Source organism: Phenylobacterium sp. (assembly GCF_037189685.1).
Taxonomy (GTDB): Bacteria; Pseudomonadota; Alphaproteobacteria; order Caulobacterales; family Caulobacteraceae; genus Phenylobacterium.
In genome coordinates, this window is record NZ_JBBCIT010000003.1 from 35,604 (window position 1) to 55,400 (window position 19,797).

General features: G+C 69.8%; 17 protein-coding genes and 1 tRNA gene. 14 read left to right on the forward strand and 4 right to left on the reverse strand.

All coding sequences use genetic code 11. The features are described 5' to 3' along the window. The first annotated feature begins 3 nt into the window (after nt 1–3). Together WG212_RS01550 and WG212_RS01555 are read left to right on the forward strand one after the other, a co-directional pair. Nucleotides 4–1,002 (forward strand): NADP-dependent oxidoreductase, encoded by a 999-nt coding sequence (locus tag WG212_RS01550; RefSeq protein ID WP_337185305.1) that lies wholly within the window; start codon nt 4–6, stop codon nt 1,000–1,002. Next, nucleotides 1,002–2,102: a M14 family metallopeptidase gene (locus tag WG212_RS01555; protein ID WP_337185306.1), complete on the forward strand. Its 1,101-nt coding sequence runs from the start codon at nt 1,002–1,004 to the stop codon at nt 2,100–2,102. The genes WG212_RS01550 and WG212_RS01555 overlap by 1 nt, the downstream gene beginning before the upstream one ends. Before the next feature lie 145 nt (nt 2,103–2,247). Here WG212_RS01555 and recG read toward each other — a convergent pair whose 3' ends face one another. Further along, a complete protein-coding gene (gene recG / locus WG212_RS01560) occupies nt 2,248–4,335 on the reverse strand; it encodes an ATP-dependent DNA helicase RecG (RefSeq protein WP_337185307.1) in 2,088 nt (695 codons plus the stop codon). Between the two features lie 59 nt (nt 4,336–4,394). On the opposite strand from recG, the gene WG212_RS01565 reads away from it, so the two are divergent. The 3 genes from WG212_RS01565 to WG212_RS01575 are packed head-to-tail and all read left to right on the forward strand — an operon-like array spanning nt 4,395 to nt 8,603. Continuing rightward, the gene (locus tag WG212_RS01565; RefSeq protein WP_337185308.1) at nt 4,395–4,718 is read left to right on the forward strand and encodes a succinate dehydrogenase assembly factor 2; all 324 of its coding nucleotides are present in this window, start codon (nt 4,395–4,397) and stop codon (nt 4,716–4,718) included. A 28-nt stretch (nt 4,719–4,746) separates the two neighbouring features. Continuing rightward, nucleotides 4,747–8,196 (forward strand): transcription-repair coupling factor, encoded by a 3,450-nt coding sequence (mfd, locus tag WG212_RS01570; RefSeq protein ID WP_337185420.1) that lies wholly within the window; start codon nt 4,747–4,749, stop codon nt 8,194–8,196. A 23-nt stretch (nt 8,197–8,219) separates the two neighbouring features. Next, entirely contained in the window at nt 8,220–8,603 is a 384-nt protein-coding gene (locus WG212_RS01575) for a hypothetical protein (RefSeq protein WP_337185309.1), read from the forward strand. Between the two features lie 25 nt (nt 8,604–8,628). On the opposite strand, the gene WG212_RS01580 is transcribed toward WG212_RS01575, so the two are convergent. Beyond that, entirely contained in the window at nt 8,629–9,975 is a 1,347-nt protein-coding gene (locus WG212_RS01580) for a diguanylate cyclase (RefSeq protein ID WP_337185310.1), read from the reverse strand. 170 nt (nt 9,976–10,145) lie between these two features. Here WG212_RS01580 and WG212_RS01585 point away from each other — a divergent pair, with 170 nt between their 5' ends. The 3 genes from WG212_RS01585 to WG212_RS01595 all read left to right on the forward strand — a co-directional run bounded on the left by WG212_RS01585 (nt 10,146) and on the right by WG212_RS01595 (nt 13,255). Continuing rightward, on the forward strand, nt 10,146–10,910 hold the full coding sequence (locus WG212_RS01585) for an SDR family NAD(P)-dependent oxidoreductase (RefSeq protein WP_337185311.1): 765 nt from the start codon (nt 10,146–10,148) through the stop codon (nt 10,908–10,910). 60 nt (nt 10,911–10,970) lie between these two features. After that, nucleotides 10,971–12,101, forward strand: coding sequence for a CaiB/BaiF CoA-transferase family protein (locus WG212_RS01590; protein WP_337185312.1), 1,131 nt, complete (start codon nt 10,971–10,973; stop codon nt 12,099–12,101). Nucleotides 12,102–12,343: 242 nt separating this feature from the next. Further along, the gene (locus WG212_RS01595) at nt 12,344–13,255 is read left to right on the forward strand and encodes a YihY/virulence factor BrkB family protein (RefSeq protein WP_337185313.1); all 912 of its coding nucleotides are present in this window, start codon (nt 12,344–12,346) and stop codon (nt 13,253–13,255) included. Here WG212_RS01595 and WG212_RS01600 read toward each other — a convergent pair. Next, complete coding sequence (locus WG212_RS01600; protein ID WP_337185314.1) at nt 13,252–13,500, reverse strand: sulfurtransferase TusA family protein; 249 nt, start codon at nt 13,498–13,500, stop codon at nt 13,252–13,254. The two genes, WG212_RS01595 and WG212_RS01600, sit on opposite strands and share 4 nt — an antisense overlap. 67 nt (nt 13,501–13,567) lie before the next feature. Here WG212_RS01600 and WG212_RS01605 point away from each other — a divergent pair, with 67 nt between their 5' ends. Next, nucleotides 13,568–15,004 carry an MFS transporter gene (locus WG212_RS01605; RefSeq protein ID WP_337185315.1) on the forward strand — a complete coding sequence of 479 codons (1,437 nt, stop codon included), beginning with the start codon at nt 13,568–13,570 and terminating at the stop codon, nt 15,002–15,004. Nucleotides 15,005–15,054: 50 nt separating this feature from the next. After that, entirely contained in the window at nt 15,055–15,552 is a 498-nt protein-coding gene (locus WG212_RS01610; RefSeq protein ID WP_337185316.1) for an MOSC domain-containing protein, read from the forward strand. Between the two features lie 23 nt (nt 15,553–15,575). On the opposite strand, the gene WG212_RS01615 is transcribed toward WG212_RS01610, so the two are convergent. Then, the gene (locus WG212_RS01615; RefSeq protein WP_337185317.1) at nt 15,576–17,144 is read right to left on the reverse strand and encodes a vWA domain-containing protein; all 1,569 of its coding nucleotides are present in this window, start codon (nt 17,142–17,144) and stop codon (nt 15,576–15,578) included. Nucleotides 17,145–17,284: 140 nt separating this feature from the next. Between WG212_RS01615 and WG212_RS01620 the strand changes: the two genes are divergently transcribed. The 4 genes from WG212_RS01620 to WG212_RS01635 all read left to right on the forward strand — a co-directional run bounded on the left by WG212_RS01620 (nt 17,285) and on the right by WG212_RS01635 (nt 19,704). Further along, nucleotides 17,285–17,794 carry a TadE/TadG family type IV pilus assembly protein gene (locus WG212_RS01620; RefSeq protein WP_337185318.1) on the forward strand — a complete coding sequence of 170 codons (510 nt, stop codon included), beginning with the start codon at nt 17,285–17,287 and terminating at the stop codon, nt 17,792–17,794. Next, nucleotides 17,791–18,315 carry a TadE/TadG family type IV pilus assembly protein gene (locus tag WG212_RS01625; protein ID WP_337185319.1) on the forward strand — a complete coding sequence of 175 codons (525 nt, stop codon included), beginning with the start codon at nt 17,791–17,793 and terminating at the stop codon, nt 18,313–18,315. The genes WG212_RS01620 and WG212_RS01625 overlap by 4 nt, the downstream gene beginning before the upstream one ends. A 51-nt stretch (nt 18,316–18,366) precedes the next feature. Beyond that, nucleotides 18,367–18,456, forward strand: a tRNA-Ser gene (locus WG212_RS01630). 420 nt (nt 18,457–18,876) lie between these two features. Then, nucleotides 18,877–19,704 (forward strand): HNH endonuclease signature motif containing protein, encoded by an 828-nt coding sequence (locus WG212_RS01635; RefSeq protein WP_337185320.1) that lies wholly within the window; start codon nt 18,877–18,879, stop codon nt 19,702–19,704. The last annotated feature ends 93 nt before the right edge of the window (nt 19,705–19,797 follow it).

Here is a 19,797-nt window from a genome sequence, read left to right on the forward strand (position 1 = left end):
GCCATGACCGCCAACCGCCAGATCGTGCTGGACCGCCTGCCCGGGGGTGAGCGGCTCGGACCCGAGCACTTCGCCGTGAACGTGGCCGAGCAGCCGTCGCCCGGCGCGGGCGAGGTGCTGCTGAAGGCGCGCTACATCTCGCTGGACGCGGCCAACCGCGCCTGGATGCAAGGCGCCACCTATCGCTCGGCCCTGGCCTCGGGCCAGGTGATGGCGGGCGGCGGCCTGCACGAGGTCGTGGAGTCGAACGTCGATCACCTGAAGCCCGGCGACCTCGTGTTCGCCGACGGCGGCTGGCAGGAGTACGCCGTCCTGCCGGGGGCCAGGCTGTCGAAACTGCCCGACCTGAAGCCCGAGACCCACCTGCTCAGCGTGTACGGGATCGCGGGCCTGACGGCCTATTTCGGCCTGCTGGAGTGCGGCCGGCCCAAGGCGGGCGAGACGGTCGTGATCTCGGCCGCCGCCGGTTCGGTGGGCTCGATCGTGGGCCAGATCGCGAAGATCAAGGGCTGCCGCGTGGTGGGGATCGCCGGCGGCGAGGAGAAAGGCCGCTGGCTGACCGAGACGCTCGGGTTCGACGCGGCGGTCGACTACAAGAGCCCCGAGTTCAAGCGCCAGCTTCGCGCCGCCGTGCCCGACGGCGTCGACGTGTTCTTCGACAACACCGGCGGTGACGTCTTCGAGGCCTGCCTGTTCGCGATGAAGAACCACGGGCGGATCGCCTGCTGCGGGGCGGTCTCGCAGTACGACGGCGCCGCGCCGCCACACGGGCCGCGCGGCGTCCCGGGGCTGATCGTCACCAAGCGGCTGACGCTGCGCGGCTTCGTGGTGATGGATTTCGCCGACCAGAACGACAAGGCCCTGGCCGACCTCCAGGGCTGGGTGGCGTCGGGCCAACTCAAGGTGCAGGAGGACGTGATCGACGGCCTGGAGAACCTGCCCCAGGCTCTGGTCGGCCTGCTGGCCGGCGAGAACCGGGGCAAGCGGATGGTCCGCGTCTGATGCCCAGTCTGGCTCCGGGTTCGCCGTTCAGCGCGACCTATGCCGAGGCGCGAGAGAAGTTCCTGGCGGCGGCGACGGCGGCCGGCGCCTCGCTCAGCGCCCATGCCCATCCCGAGCGGGGGCCGGACGGCGGCGAACTGGCCACCGACGTGGCCTGGATCGGGCCGGCCGACGCGGCCGGCGTCCTGGTGCTGGTGTCGGGCACGCACGGCGTCGAGGGCCACTGCGGCTCGGGCGCGCAGGTGGACTGGCTGCGGCGCGGCGAAGCCGTGCGCCGGGCGGCGAACGTGGCCGTGATGCTGGTCCACGCGATCAATCCCTACGGCTTCGCCTGGAGCCGGCGGGTGACGCACGAGAACGTCGACCTGAACCGCAACTTCATCGACTTCGGAAAGCCGCTGCCCGAGAACCCCGCCTATGACGCCCTCCACCACGCGGTGAAGCCACAGGCCTGGACCGAGGCGGCGCGGAACGAGTCGCGGGCGATCCTGCTGGGCTATGCGCGGGAACACGGGTTCCCGGCGCTGGTCCAGGCGATGTCGGGCGGCCAGTACCGGCATGCGGACGGCATCTTCTACGGCGGCCAGGCCGAGACCTGGTCGCGGCGGACGCTGACGGCGATCTTCCGCGAGCGGCTGTCGGCGGCCCGCGACGTCGGGATCATCGACTATCACACGGGCCTCGGCCCCGAGGGCTATGCCGAGCAGATCGTCAGCGCCATGCCCGGCTCCGACGAATACCGGCGCGCGGCCCTGTGGCACGGGCTGGCCGTGGCCAGCCAGAGCGGCGGCGAATCGGTCTCGGCCAAGCTGGCGGGCGACTGGCTGGACGCCACCCCGGGCCTCCTGTCCCACGCCCGCGTGACCGGGATCGCGCTGGAGTACGGCACGGTCGAGAGCAACCAGGTGCTGGAGGCCCTGCGGGCCGACAACTGGCTGCACGCCCACGGCGACCCGCTGAGCGCGGAGGGCGAGGCGATCAAGGCCCAGGTGCGCGACGCCTTCTACGTCGACACCGAGGTGTGGCGGGGGATGGTGCTGGGCCAGTCGCTGATCGCCGGCCGGCAGGCCCTGGCGGGGTTGGCGCGGGCGGCGGGGTAGGGCGTTCACGCCCCCTCCGTCCCCCGGACAAGTCCGGGGGCCACCTCCCCCGAAGTGTTCCCTTCGGGGGAGGAGCTGAAGCTCATGAGTCCTCCCCGCCAGCGAGGGAGGTGGCCGCGAAGCGGTCGCAGGGAGCGCAGCAGCGTCACCCGGCATCCCGCAGCGCGAGGCCGGCTTTCCAGTCGAAGAGCTCCTGGAGGACCTGGAGCGCCTGGCCGCGGGGGGAGGCCAGGTCCGGGTCCTGCGAGACGATCAGGCGTGCGTCGTCGCCGGCCACGGCGATGAGGTCGCGGTGGGCGAAGGGATCGGCGAAGGCGTAGTCGGGCAGGCCGCTCTGGCGCAGGCCGAGCGCATCGCCGCCGCCGCGCAGTTCCAGGTCCTTCTCGGCGATGACGAAGCCGTCGTCGGTGCGGCGCAGGATGTCGAGCCGCTGCTCGGCGATCCGGGACAGCGGCGGATCGTACAGCAGGACGCAGGCGCTCTCGCGATGGCCGCGGCCCACCCGCCCCCGGAGCTGGTGGAGCTGGGCCAGGCCGAACCGCTCGGCCTGTTCGATGACCATGATGGTGGCGTTGGGCACATTGACGCCCACCTCGACGACGGTCGTGGCGACCAGGACCGAGAGGCGGCCATCGGCGAAGTCGGCCATGACGGCGTCCTTCTCGCCGCCGCTCAGCTTGCCGTGGACGAGGCCGACACGTGCGCCCGCCTGGGGGCCCAGTTCGCGGCGGAGTTCGGCGGCGCGCGTCTCCGCGGCGGCCAGGTCGCTGACCTCGGACTCCGCAACGAGGGGACAGATCCAGAAGGCCTGGGCGCCGCCGCGCACGGCTTCGCGCAGGCGCTCGACGATCTGGGGCAGGCGCGGCATGGGGACGGCGCGGGTGGCCACGGGCGTCCGGCCGGGCGGCTTCTCGTCGATGCGGCTGACGTCGAGGTCGCCGTACATCGTCAGCTCCAGCGTGCGGGGAATCGGCGTGGCCGACATGGCGGCGAGGTGGACGGCCTGGCCCTTGGCCTGGAGGCGCTGGCGCTCGGCGACGCCGAAGCGGTGCTGCTCGTCGATGACCACCAGTTGCAGGCGCTCGAAGGCCACCTCGTCCTGGAAGAGCGCGTGGGTGCCCACGGCCACCCGCGCCTCGCCCGCGGCCAGGGCGCGCAGCTTCTCGGCGCGGGCGGCGCCCGTGTCGCGGCCGGTCAGCAGGACGACACCGACGCCCAGGGCGGCCAGGGGTTCGGAGATGGTTTCGTAGTGCTGGCGGGCGAGGATCTCGGTGGGCGCCATCAGGGCGCTCTGCCCTCCGGCCCCGGCCACGTCGGCCATCGCGCACATGGCCACCACCGTCTTGCCCGAGCCCACGTCCCCCTGGATCAGCCGGCTCATCCGCTCGCCGGCGGCGAGATCGGCCCGGATGTCGGCGAGGGCGCGGGCCTGGGCGCCCGTGAAGGCGAAGGGGAGGCCGGCCTGGAGCCGGTCGGCGAGGGCGCTGGGCGGAATCTTCGCGCCCGGTTCGCGGCGGCGGGCGGCCTTGCGCTGGGCCATGGCGAGCTGGTGGGCCAGCAGTTCGTCGTAGGCCAGCCGGCGCTGGCTGCGGCTCATGGGCGACAGATCGGCCTCGCCGACAGGATGGTGAAGCCGCTCCAGCGCCTCGCGCCAGGAGGGATAGCCCTCGCGGGCCCGCCAGGCGGGGTCCTGCCACTCGGGCAGGTCGGGGGCGCGGGCCAGGGCCTCCTCCACGAAGGCGCGGACACGGCGGGCGGGCAGACCCTCGGTGGCGGGATAGATCGCCTCGACCTCGGGGATCTCGCCCGCCTTGTCGGGCGGCTGGATGTAGTCGGGATGGACCATCTGGCGGCCGTAGCGATCGTCCTCGACCCGGCCCGAGACGATCCGGCGGGCGCCGACCGGGTGGCGCTTCTCGAGCTGGTCGCCATAGGCCCCGAAGAAGACCAGGGTCAGGAAGCCGGTGTCGTCGCTGACCCGCACCTTCCACGGCTGGGCGCGGGCGCGCGGGCGCTCATAGGCGTCGATCGTCACGTCGAAGGTCATGACCTGACCGTCGATCGACTGGGCCAACATGGCCGGCGTGCGCCGGATGACCGAATGGGGCCTCAGCCACAGCACGTCGCGCACGATCGGGCCGGCCACGCGCTCCAGCAGCGGAGCCACGCGCGGGCCCACGCCCTTGAGGGACGTGACCGGGGCGAAGAGCGGGAACAGAATCTGCGGCCGCATTCTTCCAGCATAGCCGACTGGCGTCCGGGCGCGCCCGGCTCTATATCCGGCCCCTCTCGATGACGACCGAAGACGATGCACGGCTGAAGAAGCTGAAGCTGCGCGCCTGGCGCCGCGGCTTCCGGGAAGCGGACCTCATCCTGGGGCCGTTCGCGGACAGGCATGTCCCGACGTTCGGCGCGGCCGAACTGGACTGGTTCGAGGCGCTGCTGGAGCAGCCGGACCAGGACCTCTACGACTGGATTCTGGAACGAAAGGCGACGCCCGCCGAGTTCGACGGTGTCTTGATGAGCAAACTCAAGGCGTTCCGGGACGAAGCTTATAAAGGCATCTCGCCGAAGGGGCAGGCCGAACGCCAGGGCGGGGACGGTTCCGATGGCTGATGGGAATCGCCCCGATCCTCGCGCCTTGATGCGTCGGGTGGCCGACGATCCCGGCCGCCTGGACCTGGTGGGCGCGCCCGAGGGCTTCGACGCCCTGGTGACGGCCGACCTCGTGAAGGCCCGCAAGGGACTCTCCGTCTTCGTCGCCCGCGACGCCGCGCGCCTTTCGGCCTTCGCCGACGCCTTCGCCTTCTTCGCGCAGGGCGTGGAGGTCCTGACCTTCCCGGCCTGGGATTGCCTGCCGTACGACCGCATCGGCCCATCGGCGGGTGTGGCGGCCCAGCGGATGACGACGCTGGCGCGGCTGGCCGCAGGACTGGACGCGAAACCGCGGCTGCTGCTCACCACCGTGCCGGCGCTGGTCCAGCGCACCCCGCCCAGGGCGGCGGTCCAGGGGGCGAGCTATTCGGCGCGGACGGGGAACGCCGTCGACATGGCCGAGGTCGAGGCCTATTTCGCGGTCAACGGCTACAGCCGCGCCTCGACGGTCTCGGAGAAGGGCGAATTCGCCATCCGGGGCGGGGTGATCGACGTGTTCCCGCCCGGGGCCGAGGAGCCGGTGCGCCTGGACCTGTTCGGCGACATCCTGGAATCGATCCGGGCCTTCGAGCCCGAGACCCAGCGCTCGACGCGCCAGCTCTCGGAAATCTCGCTGTTGCCCGTCAGCGAGGCGCTGGTGGACAAGGCCGCCATCAGCCGCTTCCGCACCGGCTATCTGGAGGCGTTCGGCGCGCCGGGCGACGACCCGCTCTACGCCGCGATCTCGGAGGGCGGCCGGCGCGCGGGGATGGAGCACTACCTGCCGCTGTTCTATTCCGAACTGGCGACGCTGTTCGACTACCTCCCGGCGGATACGGCGATCGCCCTGGACCATCTGGCCCGCGACGCCCGCGACGAGCGGCTGGCCATGGTGACCGACGCCTACGAGGCCCGCGCCAGCGCCGAGCGGCGCGTCCACTACCACCCGCTGGAGCCCACGCGGCTGTACCTCGAAGCCGACGAATGGGACGAGCAGCTCCGTGCGCGGCCGACGCGGCGGTTCTCGGCCTTCAACGAAGCCGAGGGCGAGGCGGTCATCGACATGGGCGCGCGGGCCGGGCGCAACTTCTCGGCCGAGCGCAAGCTGGACAGCGTCAACCTGTTCGAGGCCACGGTCGATCACGCCAACAGGCTGTCCGCTGGCGGAAAGCGCGTGCTGTTCGCGTCGTGGTCCGAGGGTTCGTCCGACCGCCTGGGCCACATGCTGACCGACCACGGCCTGGGAAGCCTGCCGCTCGCGCCCTACTGGGACGCGGCGAAGGCCGCCGATCCGAAGACGCCCCAGCGCGTGGTCCTGCCGCTGGACGCCGGGTTCGAGACCGACTCGCTCGCGGTCATCTCCGAGACCGACATCCTGGGCGACCGGCTGGCGCGGCCGCGGAAGCGCCGCCGGGCGTCGAACTTCCTGGCCGAGGCGTCGGCGCTGACGCCCGGCGATCTCGTGGTCCACATCGACCACGGGATCGGCCGCTACCTGGGCCTGAAGACCCTGGACGTCCAGGGGGCGCCGCACGACACCCTGGAGCTCCAGTACGGCGGCGAGGCCAAGCTGTACCTGCCGGTCGAGAACATCGACCTCCTGACCCGCTACGGCGCCGACGGCGAGGGCGTGCAGCTCGACCGCCTGGGCGGGGCGGCGTGGCAGGGCCGCAAGGCGCGGGCGAAGGAACGCCTGCGCGAGATGGCGGACGGCCTGATCCGCATCGCGGCCGAGCGGGCGACGAAATCCACCGACGCGGTCGATCCGCCCCAGGGCCTGTTCGACGAGTTCTGCGCCCGGTTCCCCTACGAGGAGACCGACGACCAGCTCCATGCCATCGGCGACGTGCTGGAGGACCTGGCGGCCGGGCGGCCGATGGACCGGCTGATCTGCGGCGACGTGGGCTTCGGCAAGACCGAGGTGGCGTTGCGCGCCGCCTTCGTGGTCGCCATGAGCGGACAGCAGGTGGCGATCGTGGCGCCGACCACGCTGCTGGCGCGACAGCACTACAAGACCTTCTCCGAGCGGTTCGAGGGTTGGCCCGTGCGGGTGCGCCGCCTCTCGCGCCTGGTCCCGGCCAGGGAGCAGGCCGAGACGCGCGACGGCCTGGCCAAGGGCGAGGTCGAGATCGTGGTGGGCACCCACGCCGTGCTCTCGAAGCAGGTCAGCTTCAAGACCCTGGGCCTCGTGATCGTGGACGAGGAGCAGCACTTCGGCGTCAAGCACAAGGAGACGCTCAAGGCGCTGCGCGCCGACGTCCACATGCTGACCCTGACGGCGACGCCGATCCCGCGGACGCTGCAGATGTCGCTCAGCGGCATCCGGGAGATGTCGATCATCGCCACGCCGCCGGTCGACCGCCTGGCGGTGCGCACCTACATCACGCCCTGGGACCCGGTCGTCGTCCGCGAGGCGCTGCTGCGCGAGAAGTATCGGGGCGGCCAGGCCTATTTCGTCGCCCCGCGGATCAGCGACCTGCCCGAGCTGGAGCGCTTCCTGCGCGAGCAGGTCCCGGAGGTGAAGTTCGTCGTGGGCCACGGCCAGATGGCCCCCACCCAGCTTGAGGAGGTGATGACCGCCTTCTACGACGGCCAGTACGACGTGCTGCTGTCGACCACGATCGTCGAGAGCGGCCTGGACATCCCGACGGCCAACACCATGATCATCCACCGGGCCGACATGTTCGGCCTGGCGCAGATGTACCAGCTCCGCGGGCGCGTGGGCCGGTCGAAGGCGCGGGCCTACGCCTATCTCACCACGCCGGCCGAGCGACAGATCACGCTTTCCGCAGAAAAGCGCCTGAAGGTGCTGCAATCCCTGGATAATCTGGGCGCCGGCTTCCAGCTCGCCAGCCACGACCTGGACATCCGCGGCGGCGGCAACCTGCTGGGCGAGGAACAGTCGGGGCACATCCGCGAGATCGGCGTCGAGCTGTACCAGCAGATGCTGGAGGACGCGGTCGCCGAGCTGAAGGCCCGCGGCGGGCCGGACGAGGCGCTCGCCGACCGTGGCTGGTCGCCACAGATCAACACCGGCGCGGCGGTGCTCATCCCCGACGCCTACGTGCCCGACCTGAACGTGCGCCTGGCGCTCTACCGGCGGATCTCCGACGCCGAGAAGGCGCAGGACCGGGAGGCCCTGGCGGCCGAGCTGATCGACCGCTTCGGACCGCTGCCGCCCGAGGCCGACCAGCTTCTCAAGGTGGTGGCGATCAAGGGGCTTTGCCGCGAGGCCAACGTCGCCAAGATCGACGTGGGACCCAAGGGCGCCGTCGTGACGTTCCGCAACGACGTCTTCAAGAACCCGGGCAGCCTGGTGGATTTCGTGGCCAAGAACCCCATCGCCTGGCGGCTGCGGCCCGACCATAAGGTTGTCGTAAAGGGGGAATGGGATACGCCGAAGCAGCGGCTCGACGCCGCTGAGAAGGTGTTGTCCGAACTGGCGAAGCTGGCCGCCTGAGCGCCGGCGCGAGGAGTCTTCACATGCGCCATGCCGTCCCCATGCTGGCCGCCCCGATCCTGGCCCTCCTGCTGAGCGGCTCGGCCGCACCGGCGATGGCCCAGAGCACCGACGCCGCCGACGTCCGCTGCCTCATGGTTCTGCAGGTGATCGGCAACGATCCGAAGCAGGCCGAGCAGGCCGCCAAGGGCGTCTATTTCTACCTGGGGCGCCTGACCGCGCGCGGGCCCGTGTCCCGCGTCGAGGGCCTCATCAAGGCGGAAGCGGCGAAGCTGCCGCCGCAACAGGCGCAGGCCGAACTGCAGCGTTGCAGCGCCGAGCTGAACGGCCGCACCCAGGATCTGCGCAACGTCAACACGCGGCTCGCCGCGTCCGCACGGCCCGCCTCGGCGCCCGTCAAGAAGTAGGCAAGTCGTCGCCGGCGCCGGGCGCTCAGCTCGCGATGCGCGACTGGGCCATGGCGGCGGCCTGTTCGAGAGCGTAGCCCACGCCGTCCGGCGACGTGACCTCGGCCACGCCCAGGTCGAACTCGACGACGAAGGGCGTGGCGCCCGAGCCCGCCTCGAAGGCGGTGCAGCCGATGACGGCGGCGATCCGCTCGCCGGCGGCCCGCGCCGCATGGAAGGACGTCGAGGGCAAGGCGAGGGCGAACACTTCGGGCGCCAGGCGGGCCGCCGTGTCTTCGACGCGGACCAGGCGGCCGATCATCGAGCCGATCTGCGGGATGGCGCGCGCCACCCAGCCGCCCGTGCGCGGCGCGTGGAGGTCGGCCTTCTCGGCCACCTTGAGCATGCACACGCTCAGCGGCCGGTTGCGCGCCTTTGCGCTGCGGGCCAGGCGCATGAGGTGGGCGGCGAAGAGATCGCGGGTGAAGAGGCCCGTCGCCGCGTCCATCAGCCCCGAATGGCGCGCCTGCTCCAGGGCGGCGCGGACCGATTTCTGCCGCCGGTAGGCGCGCGCCAGTTCCACGACGCGGAGGGCGGTCTCGGATTCGGGCGTCTCGGGGGAGGCCACGTCCGAAATGCCCCGATGGTAGGCCTCGGCCGTCGTGACCGCCGATTCGGCCCGCATGTAGAGCAGGGCGGGCGTGTGATAGAGGCGGGTGTTGCGGCGCAGCCCCGCGGCGATCGAGAGCGCCTCGTGCGGATTGTCGGCGGCCCACAGCACAACGGCGTCGAAAGGCCGTTCATGCAGGTAGTCGAAGGCGGTGAAGGCGGTGAAGGCGCCGACCACTTCGGCGCCGTGCCGGGCGAGCGCGTTCGAGAGCGCCAGGAACTGCGGCGCCGGCTCGCCGATGGCCAGGATGCGGAAGGGCGCGGGATCATCGGCCGGCGCGTCGAAGGCGTGTCCGCGCTCGGCGAAGGTCTCGACCCGGATCTCGAGTTCCTCTTCCGCGACGGCGGTGCGGACCAGGGTCTCCAGCCGCATGGCCGCCTGCGCGGGATGCAGCGGTCCTGCGAGGGTGAGGTCGAATCCGCCGTGGTCGTGGAGCGGGGCGGAGCGCAGCACGTCCGGCGCGCCCATGGCCAGCACGGGAAGCCGGCGCGGCGCACAGGCCGTCCGCAGGCGTTCGGCGAGGCCCGCGGCCGGATCGTCGAGCGCGGAGAGGTCGACGATGGCCGCCTGGACCTGGAGGTCGGCCAGGGCCACGCGCGCCGCAGCCTCCGTGCGGGCGGTCACCGTACGCCATCCCAGACGGTCGAGCCCCTCGGCGAGCGGCCCGGCCGTGGAATCGTCACGGGCGACGATCAACACTCGCGCCTGGACCCCTGCCGTCATATCCCCATCCCAATCGGCCCCCGTCTGTCCTAAGCACGGAATCGCGCGGGGTCGGAAGGTTGTCCCATAACTCCGGGCAGGTTGCGGAAGCGTTTCGTTGTCGCAGCCGTTGCGGAACGGTGTCGGCCGCCCGGAAAGGCAGCCAGGAAGAGATCGAAGGGAGAGCGGCGTTGGGCGCGGATCTGAAGGGCAAGGTGGCGGTCATCACGGGCGCGAGCGGGGGCCTCGGGGCCCATTTCGCGCGGCTGCTGGCTCAGAACGGAGCGGCGGTGGCGATCACCGCGCGCCGGGTGGACAAGATCCAGGCGCTGGCGGACGAGATCAACGCCGCGGGCGGCCGCGCGGTCGCCTACGGCCTGGACGTCGCCGAAGCGCATGCGATCGCGCCGGCGCTGGACCGGGTCCAGGCGGACCTGGGCGGGCTGGACATCCTGGTCAACAACGCCGGCGTGGGCGGGGAGGGGCTGGCGCTCGACATCTCCATCGAGGATTTCGACAACACCTTCGCGGTCAATGTGCGCGGAACCTTCTTCGCCGCCCGCGAGGCGGCGCGGCGGATGATCGCCGCCGGGGTCGAGGGCCGAATCCTGAACATCGCCTCGATCGCCAGCCATACGGTGCTGCCAGGACTCTCGGCCTATTGCGGCTCGAAGGCCTCGGTGGCGATGCTGACGCGCAGCCTGGCGCGCGAGTGGGCGCGGCGCGGCCTGGCGGTCAACGCGCTCTGCCCCGGCTACATCGAGACGGCGATCAACGATACGTGGTGGCCGACCGAGGGCGGACAGAAGCAGCTCAAGGGGTTTCCCCGCCGGCGGCTCATGGACGCGTCGGACCTCGACGCGGCCTTCCTGATGCTGGTGGGGCCCGCCGCCGGGGCCATCACCGGCAGCATCATCACCGTGGACGACGGCCAGTCGCTGCCCGGCGGCGGCTGAACGGTTGGCTGACGAAGCGGAAACGCGCCTAGATCGACTCCGAAAGCCAGGGAGAGACGCATGGGCCAGGGACCGCTGTCGGGTCTGAAGATCGTGGAGTTCGCGGGGATCGGCCCGGGGCCGTTCTGCGGCATGCTGCTCTCGGACCTGGGCGCCGACGTCGTGCGGATCGACCGCAAGGGCCAGGGCCGCGGCGCGCCCAGCGACGTGACCAGCCGCGGCCGCCGCTCGGTGGCGCTGGATCTCAAGACGCCCGAGGCGGTGGAGACCTGCCTCAAGCTGATGGAGAAGGCCGACGCCATCATCGAGGGCTTCCGCCCCGGCGTGATGGAGCGGTTGGGCCTGGGGCCGGACGTGGCGCTGAAGCGCAATCCCAGGCTGGTCTACGGTCGCATGACCGGCTGGGGCCAGACGGGCCCCTACGCCCACGCGGCGGGCCATGACATGAACTACATCGCCATCACCGGCGCGCTGCACGCCATCGGCACCCAGGACAAGCCCGTCCCGCCGCTGAACCTCGTGGGCGACTTCGGCGGCGGCGCGCTCTACCTCGCCTTCGGCGTCCTGGCCGGGGTGATCCAGGCGCGCGAGACCGGCCAGGGCCAGGTGGTGGACTGCGCCATGAGCGACGGCGCCGCCTCGCTGATGGCCATGTTCTACGGCTTCAAGGGCGCCGGCGGCTGGAAGGAAGAGCGGCGCTCGAACCTGCTCGACGGCGGGGCGCACTTCTACGACACCTACCAGTGCAGCGACGGCAAATGGGTCTCGATCGGCTCGATCGAGCCGCAGTTCTATGCCCTGCTGCTGGAGAAGACCGGCATCGACGATCCCGACTTCCAGCGCCAGCACGACCGGTCGATGTGGCCGGACCTGCGCGAGAAGCTGGCCGCGGTGATCGCCCGGAAGACCCGGGACGAATGGACCCAGATCATGGGCGGCACCGACGTCTGCTTCGCGCCGGTGCTCGACCTGGACGAGGCGCCGAAGCATCCGCACAACGTGGCGCGGCAGACGTTCGTCGAGGTGGCGGGTGTGACCCAGCCCGCGCCGGCGCCGCGGTTCTCGGCCACGCCGGGCGCCATCCAGGGGCCGCCGCCGGCCATCGGCGCGCACGACCGCGAGGCGCTGACGGACTGGGGCTTCAGCGACGCCGAAATCGGCGCCCTGAAGTCGGCGGGCGCGCTGGCCTGAGGTCGGCCACGGCCGACACTTACCTGAAAGGCGCGTTCAGGCGCGGTTCAGCCGCTCGCGCGCAATTTGACGCTCGGATCGGTCACCGCGCTCTCCCGTCCCTCGAAGCGGCGACCGGCCCGGATGGAACGACACGCCCATCGGCGGCGCGTCGCCTGCTTACCCTGGCGGCGCGCCGTTATGGCGATCCAGATCCGCCGCACCCTTGCTTCAAGCCGAGTCGGCGGCCAAGTTCCGCGCGCATGAGACTGCCCGAGCCGATCCGCCGCCTTCGGGCGCGCGACTTCGACCCCCTCATGGCGGTCCGCCTCAGCCTCACGGTGCTGGGCAAGTCGTTGACGCGCCTCTGGGGACGCGACGTGATGCTGTACAACGGCGGCGTCTCGTTCTTCGTGATGCTGGCCATCTTCCCGGCGCTGGCCATCGCCATCGGCCTCTACAGCGTGCTGGCCGATCCGGCCGTCATGGCGCGGCAGGCCGAGACCATGGCCCGGATCATGCCCGACGCCGCCCGACTGATCTTCGAAAGCGAACTGGTGCGGCTGGCCAGCGCGCCCACCGCCGCCATATCGACCCAGAGCGGGCTGGCGCTGCTGATCGGCGGCTATGCGGCCCACCGCGGCTTCAAGGCGCTGCTGGCCGGCTTGTCGTTCATCCATGACGAGGACGATCCCCGCGGTTTCGTGGGGTTCAACCTGCTTGCGCTGGCCGTGCTGATTGCGGCCATGGCGGCGCTGGGCGTCCTGTCGACCGTCTTCTTCACGTTCCGGATCCTGGGCGAAACCCTGGACCTTCGTCCCCTGCGCGGGGCGCCGTGGCTCTACAGCGAGTGGACCTGGGCCAGCGTGGGCATGACACTGGGCATGGCGCTGATCTACCGGTGGGCCATGTCCAGGGAGCCGGTCGAGTGGCGCGCCTCGCTGGTGGGCGGCGCGGCGGCGGCGGGCCTCTGCATCTTCGCCTCCTGGGGCCTGGGGGTCTATGTGGAGCAGATCGTGCAACTCGGTGCGACCTATGGCTCGGTCGCGACGGTGGTCGTCTTCCTGATCTGGTTGTCCTGGAACGTGAATGCGGTCTTCTTCGGCGGCGCTCTGGCCACCGAGATCGAGATCGCCGCCCACAGTCGGCGAACGCCGGTCTCGACGCGCGCCTAGACCGGGTCCGGAACGGGGCGGACCACGACGAAAACCAGTTCCCCGTCCGGCCCCTCCGAGCGCTCCGCGAGTTCGGCGCCGGCCTCGGCGGCGAAGTGGGGGACATCGATCCGGGCGAGGGGGTCGTCGGCCAGCAGGCGGACCCTGATCCCCGGCGCGGCGGCTTCCAGCGCCCGCCGGAGCCGGAGCGTGGGCACCGGACAGCGGTGGCCGCGCGCGTCGACCAGGATTTCGTCCGTCGTCATGGACGGGGCAGATACACGAGCCGGGCGGGAACAAAAACACCGCCTCGCAGCTTGAGCATGAGGGCGCATGAGAGACACCTTCACCTCAGACGTGCCGGCGCGGCTTGACCGCCTGCCGTTCGGCCGCTTCCACTGGCTGGTCATCGCCGCGCTGGGGATCACCTGGATCCTGGATGGCCTGGAGGTGACGCTGGTCGGCGCGCTGGCTCCGGCGATCCAGGGCCCGGACGGGCTGAACCTGACCGCGACCCAGATCGGCTTGACCGGCAGCGCCTATATCCTGGGCGCGGTGCTGGGCGCGGTGTTCTTCGGCCGGTTGACCGACCGGTTCGGCCGCAAGCGCCTCTTCACGATCACGGTCGCGGTCTATCTGCTGGCGACCGTGGCCACCGGCTTCGCATGGGACTTCTGGTCGTTCGTCCTCTTCCGGTTCCTGACCGGCGCCGGGATCGGCGGCGAGTACGGCGCCATCAATTCGGCGATCGACGAACTGATCCCCGCGCGACATCGCGGGCGCGTGGCCCTGGCCATCAACGGCAGTTTCTGGGTGGGGGCCGCCCTGGGCGCGCTGGGCTCGCTGGTGGTGCTGGACCCGGCCCGGATCGATCCCGCGCTGGGCTGGCGGCTCGCCTTCGTCATCGGCGGGGCGATGGGGCTGATCGTGCTCTACATCCGCCGCTACATCCCCGAGAGTCCACGCTGGCTGCTGACCCACGGGCGACCCGAGGAGGCCGAGGCCATCGTCGCGGGCGTCGAGCATCGCGCCGGCCTCTCGCCGACCGATGGCGGGCCACTGCGGCGTATCCGCTACATCCGCCGGGGCCACACGAGCTGGCTGGAAGTCGCGGCCACCCTGTTCCGGCGCCACCCTCGCCGGCTGGGCCTGGGGCTCGTGCTGATGGCCACGCAGGCGTTCTGCTACAACGCCATCTTCTTCACCTATGCGTTGGTCCTGACCAAGTTCTACGGCGTGGCGACCGAGAACGTGGGCTGGTTCATCCTCCCGTTCGCGGCGGGCAACGTGGCCGGGCCGCTGCTCCTGGGGCCACTGTTCGACACCGTCGGCCGCAAACCGATGATCTCGGGAACCTACGCGGTCGCGGGCGCCTTGCTGTGCGTCGTGGGCTGGATGTTCGCGCAGGGCTGGCTGACGGCCGAGACCCAGACGGCGGCCTGGATGGTGATCTTCTTCTTCGCCTCGGCCGGCGCCAGCGCCGCCTATCTGACGGTGGGCGAGCTGTTTCCCATCGAGACCCGGGCCATCACCATCTCGCTGTTCTACGCCGCGGGCACCCTGCTGGGCGGCGTGGCGGGACCGGCGCTCTTCGGTGCGCTGATCGACACCGGCGAGCGTGTCCAGATCTTCTACGGCTACCTGCTCGGGGGAAGCCTGATGCTCGTCGCCGCCGTCGTGGAACTGTGGCTGGGCGTGGCGGCCGAGCGCAAATCGCTCGAAGATGTGGCCACGCCGCTTTCGGCCGTACCCGACGAGGACGCCCCATAGACACGCCCGAGCCCTGTGTCGTCGCCGTCAGCCGCAAGGCCAGCCACGGCGTGGACAAGCCGAACCAGCTCCTTATCCGGCTGGTCGAGGGCCACGGCGTCGAGGGCGACGCCCATCACGGCGTGACGGTGAAGCACCGAAGCCGGGTCCGCGCCAACCCCGACCAGCCGAACCTGCGGCAGGTCCACCTGATCCACGAGGAGCTGTTCACCGAACTGGCGGGGCGCGGATTCGACATTTCGCCGGGCCTGATGGGCGAGAACGTCACCACCCGCGGCGTGGATCTGCTGGGGTTGTCGCGGGGCGCGCGCCTGCGGCTCGGCGGATCGGCCGTCGTGATGGTGACGGGCCTGCGCAATCCCTGCCTTCAGCTGGAAGCGCTTGCGCCCGGTCTGATGGCCGCGTGCCTCGGCCGCGGCGCCGACGGCGAGCCCGTGCGGAAGGCCGGCGTCATGGCGGTCGTGGTCCGGGGCGGGGAGGTGAGGGCGGGCGACCCCATCCTCGTGGAGCCGCCCGGCGGGCCTGTGGAACCCCTTCGCCCCGTCTAGAGACGTCCCATCCGGCGGCGCGGTCAGCGCGCGAGGTGGAGGGCGGCGATCTGGCCGGCGATGCTCTGGAACACGGCCGTCAGCGTCGAGGAGCTCTTCACGTCGTAATAGTAGTCGCGGTTCGTCGCGCAGGTCTTCAGCAGCTCGCTGTCGCCTGTGTTGACCTCGACCCGGATCGTATAGATTTCGACGTCCTTGGCCTTGATGTTGTCGCACAGCTTCGACAGCCGCGAGTCCAGGGCTGCGGTGCGCTGGCTTGTGGACGCGCCCTGTTCCAGCGGCAGGCCGTTGGCCTTCAGCACACGACGCTGCCAGATGTAGCCCGTCGCCGCATAGGTGCCGTCGTTCGGCGTATCCCGCTGGGCGATGGTGTTCTCGCCGTCGGTCATCAGCACGATGATCTTCTTGTGCTTGGCCGTGCCGTAGGGGACGCCGTCGCTGAACGGCGCATAGGACAGCAGGGTGTTCCAGCCCCACATCAACCCGATCGGGATGTTGGTGTTGCCGTTGGCGTCCAGGTTGCCGATCGCCGTCCGAAGACCGGCGAAATCAGTGGTCAGGCGCATGATCGGCGACACGCCGCAACCGCGGTTCGGACCGAAGGTGGTGCTCATCGAGCCCTTCTTCGCGTTGCCGTATTTCGTGACGCTGCCCTGGCGCACGCGCCAGTTCACGCTGGAGGTCCCGTCGCCGAGGTAGTCGTTCTGATAGCTGGCGCCGTAGCCGGTCGTCTTCACGTCGGGTTCGTCCACGGCGAAGTGGATCGTGTAGAGCGTCGCGGGGTTCGACACCTTGGGCTCGTTGTCCTGGATGTCGTACGGCGCCTGGCGCATCTCCAGGCAGCCGCGCCAGCTCGTTCCGACCGTGCTGAAGAGCGCGAAGCGGTTGGCGAACTGGGTGCCCGTGGCCGTCGTGAAGATCTCGTTGTTGATCGGAGAAACGCCGTTCTGGTCGATCCACGTGGCGTGCCGGTAGGTCGAGCCGTCGACGCGCACCGTGTTGGCGAAGGGCACGAGCGAGATCTTGACCGAATTGGGCTCGACCGCCTTGTTCGCCGCCTCTTCCATCTTGGTGACGAAGGCCCTTGCGGCGTTCTTCATGTCGCGCAGCTTGGTGCCTTCCTCCATCGAGCCCGTGGTGTCGAGGACGAGGGCGACCTCGACCTTGCTGGAGGCGCGGACGACTTCGGCCGACGCGCCCACGGTCATCGCGCCGCCGGTGACCAGGCCCGCGACAAAGGGCGTGACGCGCAGTTCGGCCGAGGCGACCACACGCCCATTCTCGGCGAAGGTGAAACTGGACGCCGCCAGGGCGAAGTCGCTGCTGACGCGGAGGTTCTGCGCCAGATAGCGGTCGCCGTGGGCCTTCAGCTCACCGTTGGTGGTGGCGTTCGTGCGCGCCGCGGCCAGCGCGGCCGCATCCAGGGCGTCCTGGAGCTGCGACTTGGCGCTTGTCACCCGGGCGAGATCCATGGCGCCCAATCCCGCCACGCAGATCGGGGCCATGGCGAGCGCCGCCACGACCGCCACATTGCCCTGGTTGTCGAGCGGACGGACCAGACGGCGTAGACCGGCGAGCCGAAACCTGTGCATTCGCACCATCCTGTCGGACACAAGCAGACGTGCGGACACTGGTAGCCACGGACAGCTAATCGGCCATTAGCCCGAGCCGTTAATCGCGCTTAACCGCTTTTCCACGCGAGTTGTTTGCCTCGCCGCGGCTATCTGGCCGCATGCCTTCGCGTCTCCGAACCTTCGCGATGTTCCGCCGGGACCTGTCGGGCGCGACGGCGGTCGAGTTCGCGTTCGTCGCGCCGGTGCTGATCTTCGCGCTCTTCTCGCTGATCGAGATCGGCATGCTGGGGATGATGACCAGCGGGGTCGACAGCGCCGTTTTCGAGGCGTCCCGGCGCATCCGCACGGGCCGCGACGACGCCGCCAATTCGACCGCCGCTTTCAAGGATCAGATCTGCGCGCGGCTCGGCGGCGACATAGGGCGGTGCCGCGACCGCCTGACCACCAGCGTCCAGCGGTTCAGCCGGTTCGCCGACGCCAACGCGGTCGCGGCGCAGCAGCCGGACGACTCGTTCAACAAGGGCGCCGCCGGCGACATCATCATCGTGAAGGCCAACTACCGCTGGCCGCTGATGACCCCGTTCCTGGCGACCAGCAACGGGCGCACGGGTCCGCTGGAGGTGACCATCGCCTCGCGGGCCGCCTTCAAGAACGAGCCGTTCGAATGATCCGCCTTCTCAAACGCGCCGCAGGCGAGGAGCGGGGAGCCGCCGCGGTCGAATTCGCGCTGATCTTCCCCATCATCTTCGCCCTGAACATCGCGGCCGCCGAAGCGCTTCAGGTCTACCAGGTGCAGCGCAACGTGGCCCACATCGCCGCGGTCATGGCCGACATCACCGCCCAGGCGCGGACGATCACGGACGCTGAACTGCAGGACGTCCTCCAGGCCAGCACGTCGATGATCCATCCGTTCCCCACCGCCAGCCTGCAGCAGCGCGTGGCGAGCCTCAGCGCCAACAGCAGCGGCAGCGTCTCGGTCGACTGGACCGCGCGGCGCGACTACGGCTCGTCCGCGGCGCCCACGGCGCCTTCGGGCTATCTGGCCGCCAACGAGAGCGTGATCGTGACCGACGTCATCTATGACTACCGTCCGACGTTCGGCCTGTTCCTTCCCGAAACCATCCGCTTCTCGCGCCGCGCCTATTCGCGGCCCCGCCTGTCGGTGAAGGTCGAACGGATATCGGATTGATCGACGGGCCGGTGGAGCCCGTCCCCAAGGACTGATAGAAGGCCGCCTCCCGGATGGGTGGCCGAGTGGTTTAAGGCAGCGGTCTTGAAAACCGCCGTGGGTGGAAGCTCACCGTGGGTTCGAATCCCACCCCATCCGCCATTGGAACGTAGAAGCTTGTCTCCAAGCCCTTTTGATATTCAGTAATATACTGAGTTTATTAGAAAAATTTGAATCAATCCAAGTCAGACATCTTCGCATAATTCCGTTTCCAGGATGTTTTGCGCTTAGAATCTGCGAACGGCGACGACCAGGGTATCGCTTGCACCCTCGAGACTAGCTACAGGGCCGACGAGCCGGACTGAAACGATTGAGGCGCCCCGTTCGCACCCGATGTCGAGATCTCTCCTCATCGATTGTTCTTTTTTTGTTCTTGACAGATGTGTGTGAGTTTGGTAGAGTTCTGTCACGGTCAGAGGCTTACGGCCCACTGCAACGCGACCGTTTTCCCACAGAACCCGACGCCAACTCGCATCGCCTCCACCGGGCCTGCGCGGTGGCGCGCCCTTATGGAGAGCGCACATGCCTCGAGTCTCCGTTGATCCCGCAAGCCTCGAGGGCGAGGCGCTCCGAAGATGGTACCTACGCACGCCAGACGAGATCGATGCTGAGCGAAGGGCGACTGCGGACCAACGCTATCAGGACTTCTACAATCGGCCTCACGTGGAGTCAGACTTTGCACCCATCGAGACGCCACAGCCGGCGGTCGCGCGCAACGATGACGTCCTCTGGATGCCCAATGGAGGCGGCGGCTATCGCGCCATCCGAGGCGGCGCTGGCACCGCCTGGTCAGATATCGAGGAACCCGCCCGACCCTCCTACCTGCCCGCCAATCCAGCAACGCGGGAGGCGGCCGAATTCCAAGAGATCGGCAATCCACATAATCCCCGGCTTCGGCGCGAATGGGAGATCGCTAACGGTAGGGCTTGGCCACGGACTCTGGATGGCCAGCCCTACGATGTCGCCCACATACGAGCTATCGCCGACGGTGGAACCAACACCCTCGACAACATACGGCCTATGGAGCCCTCTCAGCATCGAGCGAGCCACAAGGAAGACTCCTCGCGCTGGGGCAAGCGCTCCAGCATAGCCCGCGCCTTCGGGGGAAAAGTCGAGCCGCCGGCTCACGCACCCAAGCCAGTTCGCGGTCCAACGGCGAGAGGACTTGGGGTGCTTGGCCTGATTCCGAATATTACAGGCATCCTGAGCGGACGAGTTCGCACCGATAACTTTGATAACTTCACAAGCGACATGCTCGGCTACCCGAGTCAGGAAGACATCAGGCATCGCAACGAGGAAGTTCGGCGGCGTTACTTTCCCAATTCAAAGCCTGGAGACCTCGTCGCTTAGAACGCTTCGGCCGGGCGGGCGCTCCTTGCGCCCGTCCGAGAGACGGCCTTCGCTAACGTCCAAGATGATAGCGTCGAGTTCCCTTCAAGCCCT

Bases quoted from the DNA above. Each gene is read 5' to 3' on its own strand.
- WG212_RS01600 (WP_337185314.1), bottom strand. From the start codon at position 13,500: ATGACGACGGACGAAATCCTGGTCGACGCGCGCGGCCACCGCTGTCCG.
- WG212_RS01615 (WP_337185317.1), bottom strand. From the start codon at position 17,144: ATGCACAGGTTTCGGCTCGCCGGTCTACGCCGTCTGGTCCGTCCGCTC.
- WG212_RS01590 (WP_337185312.1), top strand. From the start codon at position 10,971: ATGGGCCAGGGACCGCTGTCGGGTCTGAAGATCGTGGAGTTCGCGGGG.
- mfd (WP_337185420.1), top strand. From the start codon at position 4,747: ATGCGTCGGGTGGCCGACGATCCCGGCCGCCTGGACCTGGTGGGCGCG.
- WG212_RS01595 (WP_337185313.1), top strand. From the start codon at position 12,344: ATGAGACTGCCCGAGCCGATCCGCCGCCTTCGGGCGCGCGACTTCGAC.
- recG (WP_337185307.1), bottom strand. From the start codon at position 4,335: ATGCGGCCGCAGATTCTGTTCCCGCTCTTCGCCCCGGTCACGTCCCTC.
- WG212_RS01555 (WP_337185306.1), top strand. From the start codon at position 1,002: ATGCCCAGTCTGGCTCCGGGTTCGCCGTTCAGCGCGACCTATGCCGAG.
- WG212_RS01575 (WP_337185309.1), top strand. From the start codon at position 8,220: ATGCGCCATGCCGTCCCCATGCTGGCCGCCCCGATCCTGGCCCTCCTG.
- WG212_RS01565 (WP_337185308.1), top strand. From the start codon at position 4,395: ATGACGACCGAAGACGATGCACGGCTGAAGAAGCTGAAGCTGCGCGCC.
- WG212_RS01635 (WP_337185320.1), top strand. From the start codon at position 18,877: ATGCCTCGAGTCTCCGTTGATCCCGCAAGCCTCGAGGGCGAGGCGCTC.
- WG212_RS01605 (WP_337185315.1), top strand. From the start codon at position 13,568: ATGAGAGACACCTTCACCTCAGACGTGCCGGCGCGGCTTGACCGCCTG.
- WG212_RS01620 (WP_337185318.1), top strand. From the start codon at position 17,285: ATGCCTTCGCGTCTCCGAACCTTCGCGATGTTCCGCCGGGACCTGTCG.
- WG212_RS01625 (WP_337185319.1), top strand. From the start codon at position 17,791: ATGATCCGCCTTCTCAAACGCGCCGCAGGCGAGGAGCGGGGAGCCGCC.
- WG212_RS01550 (WP_337185305.1), top strand. From the start codon at position 4: ATGACCGCCAACCGCCAGATCGTGCTGGACCGCCTGCCCGGGGGTGAG.
- WG212_RS01580 (WP_337185310.1), bottom strand. From the start codon at position 9,975: ATGACGGCAGGGGTCCAGGCGCGAGTGTTGATCGTCGCCCGTGACGAT.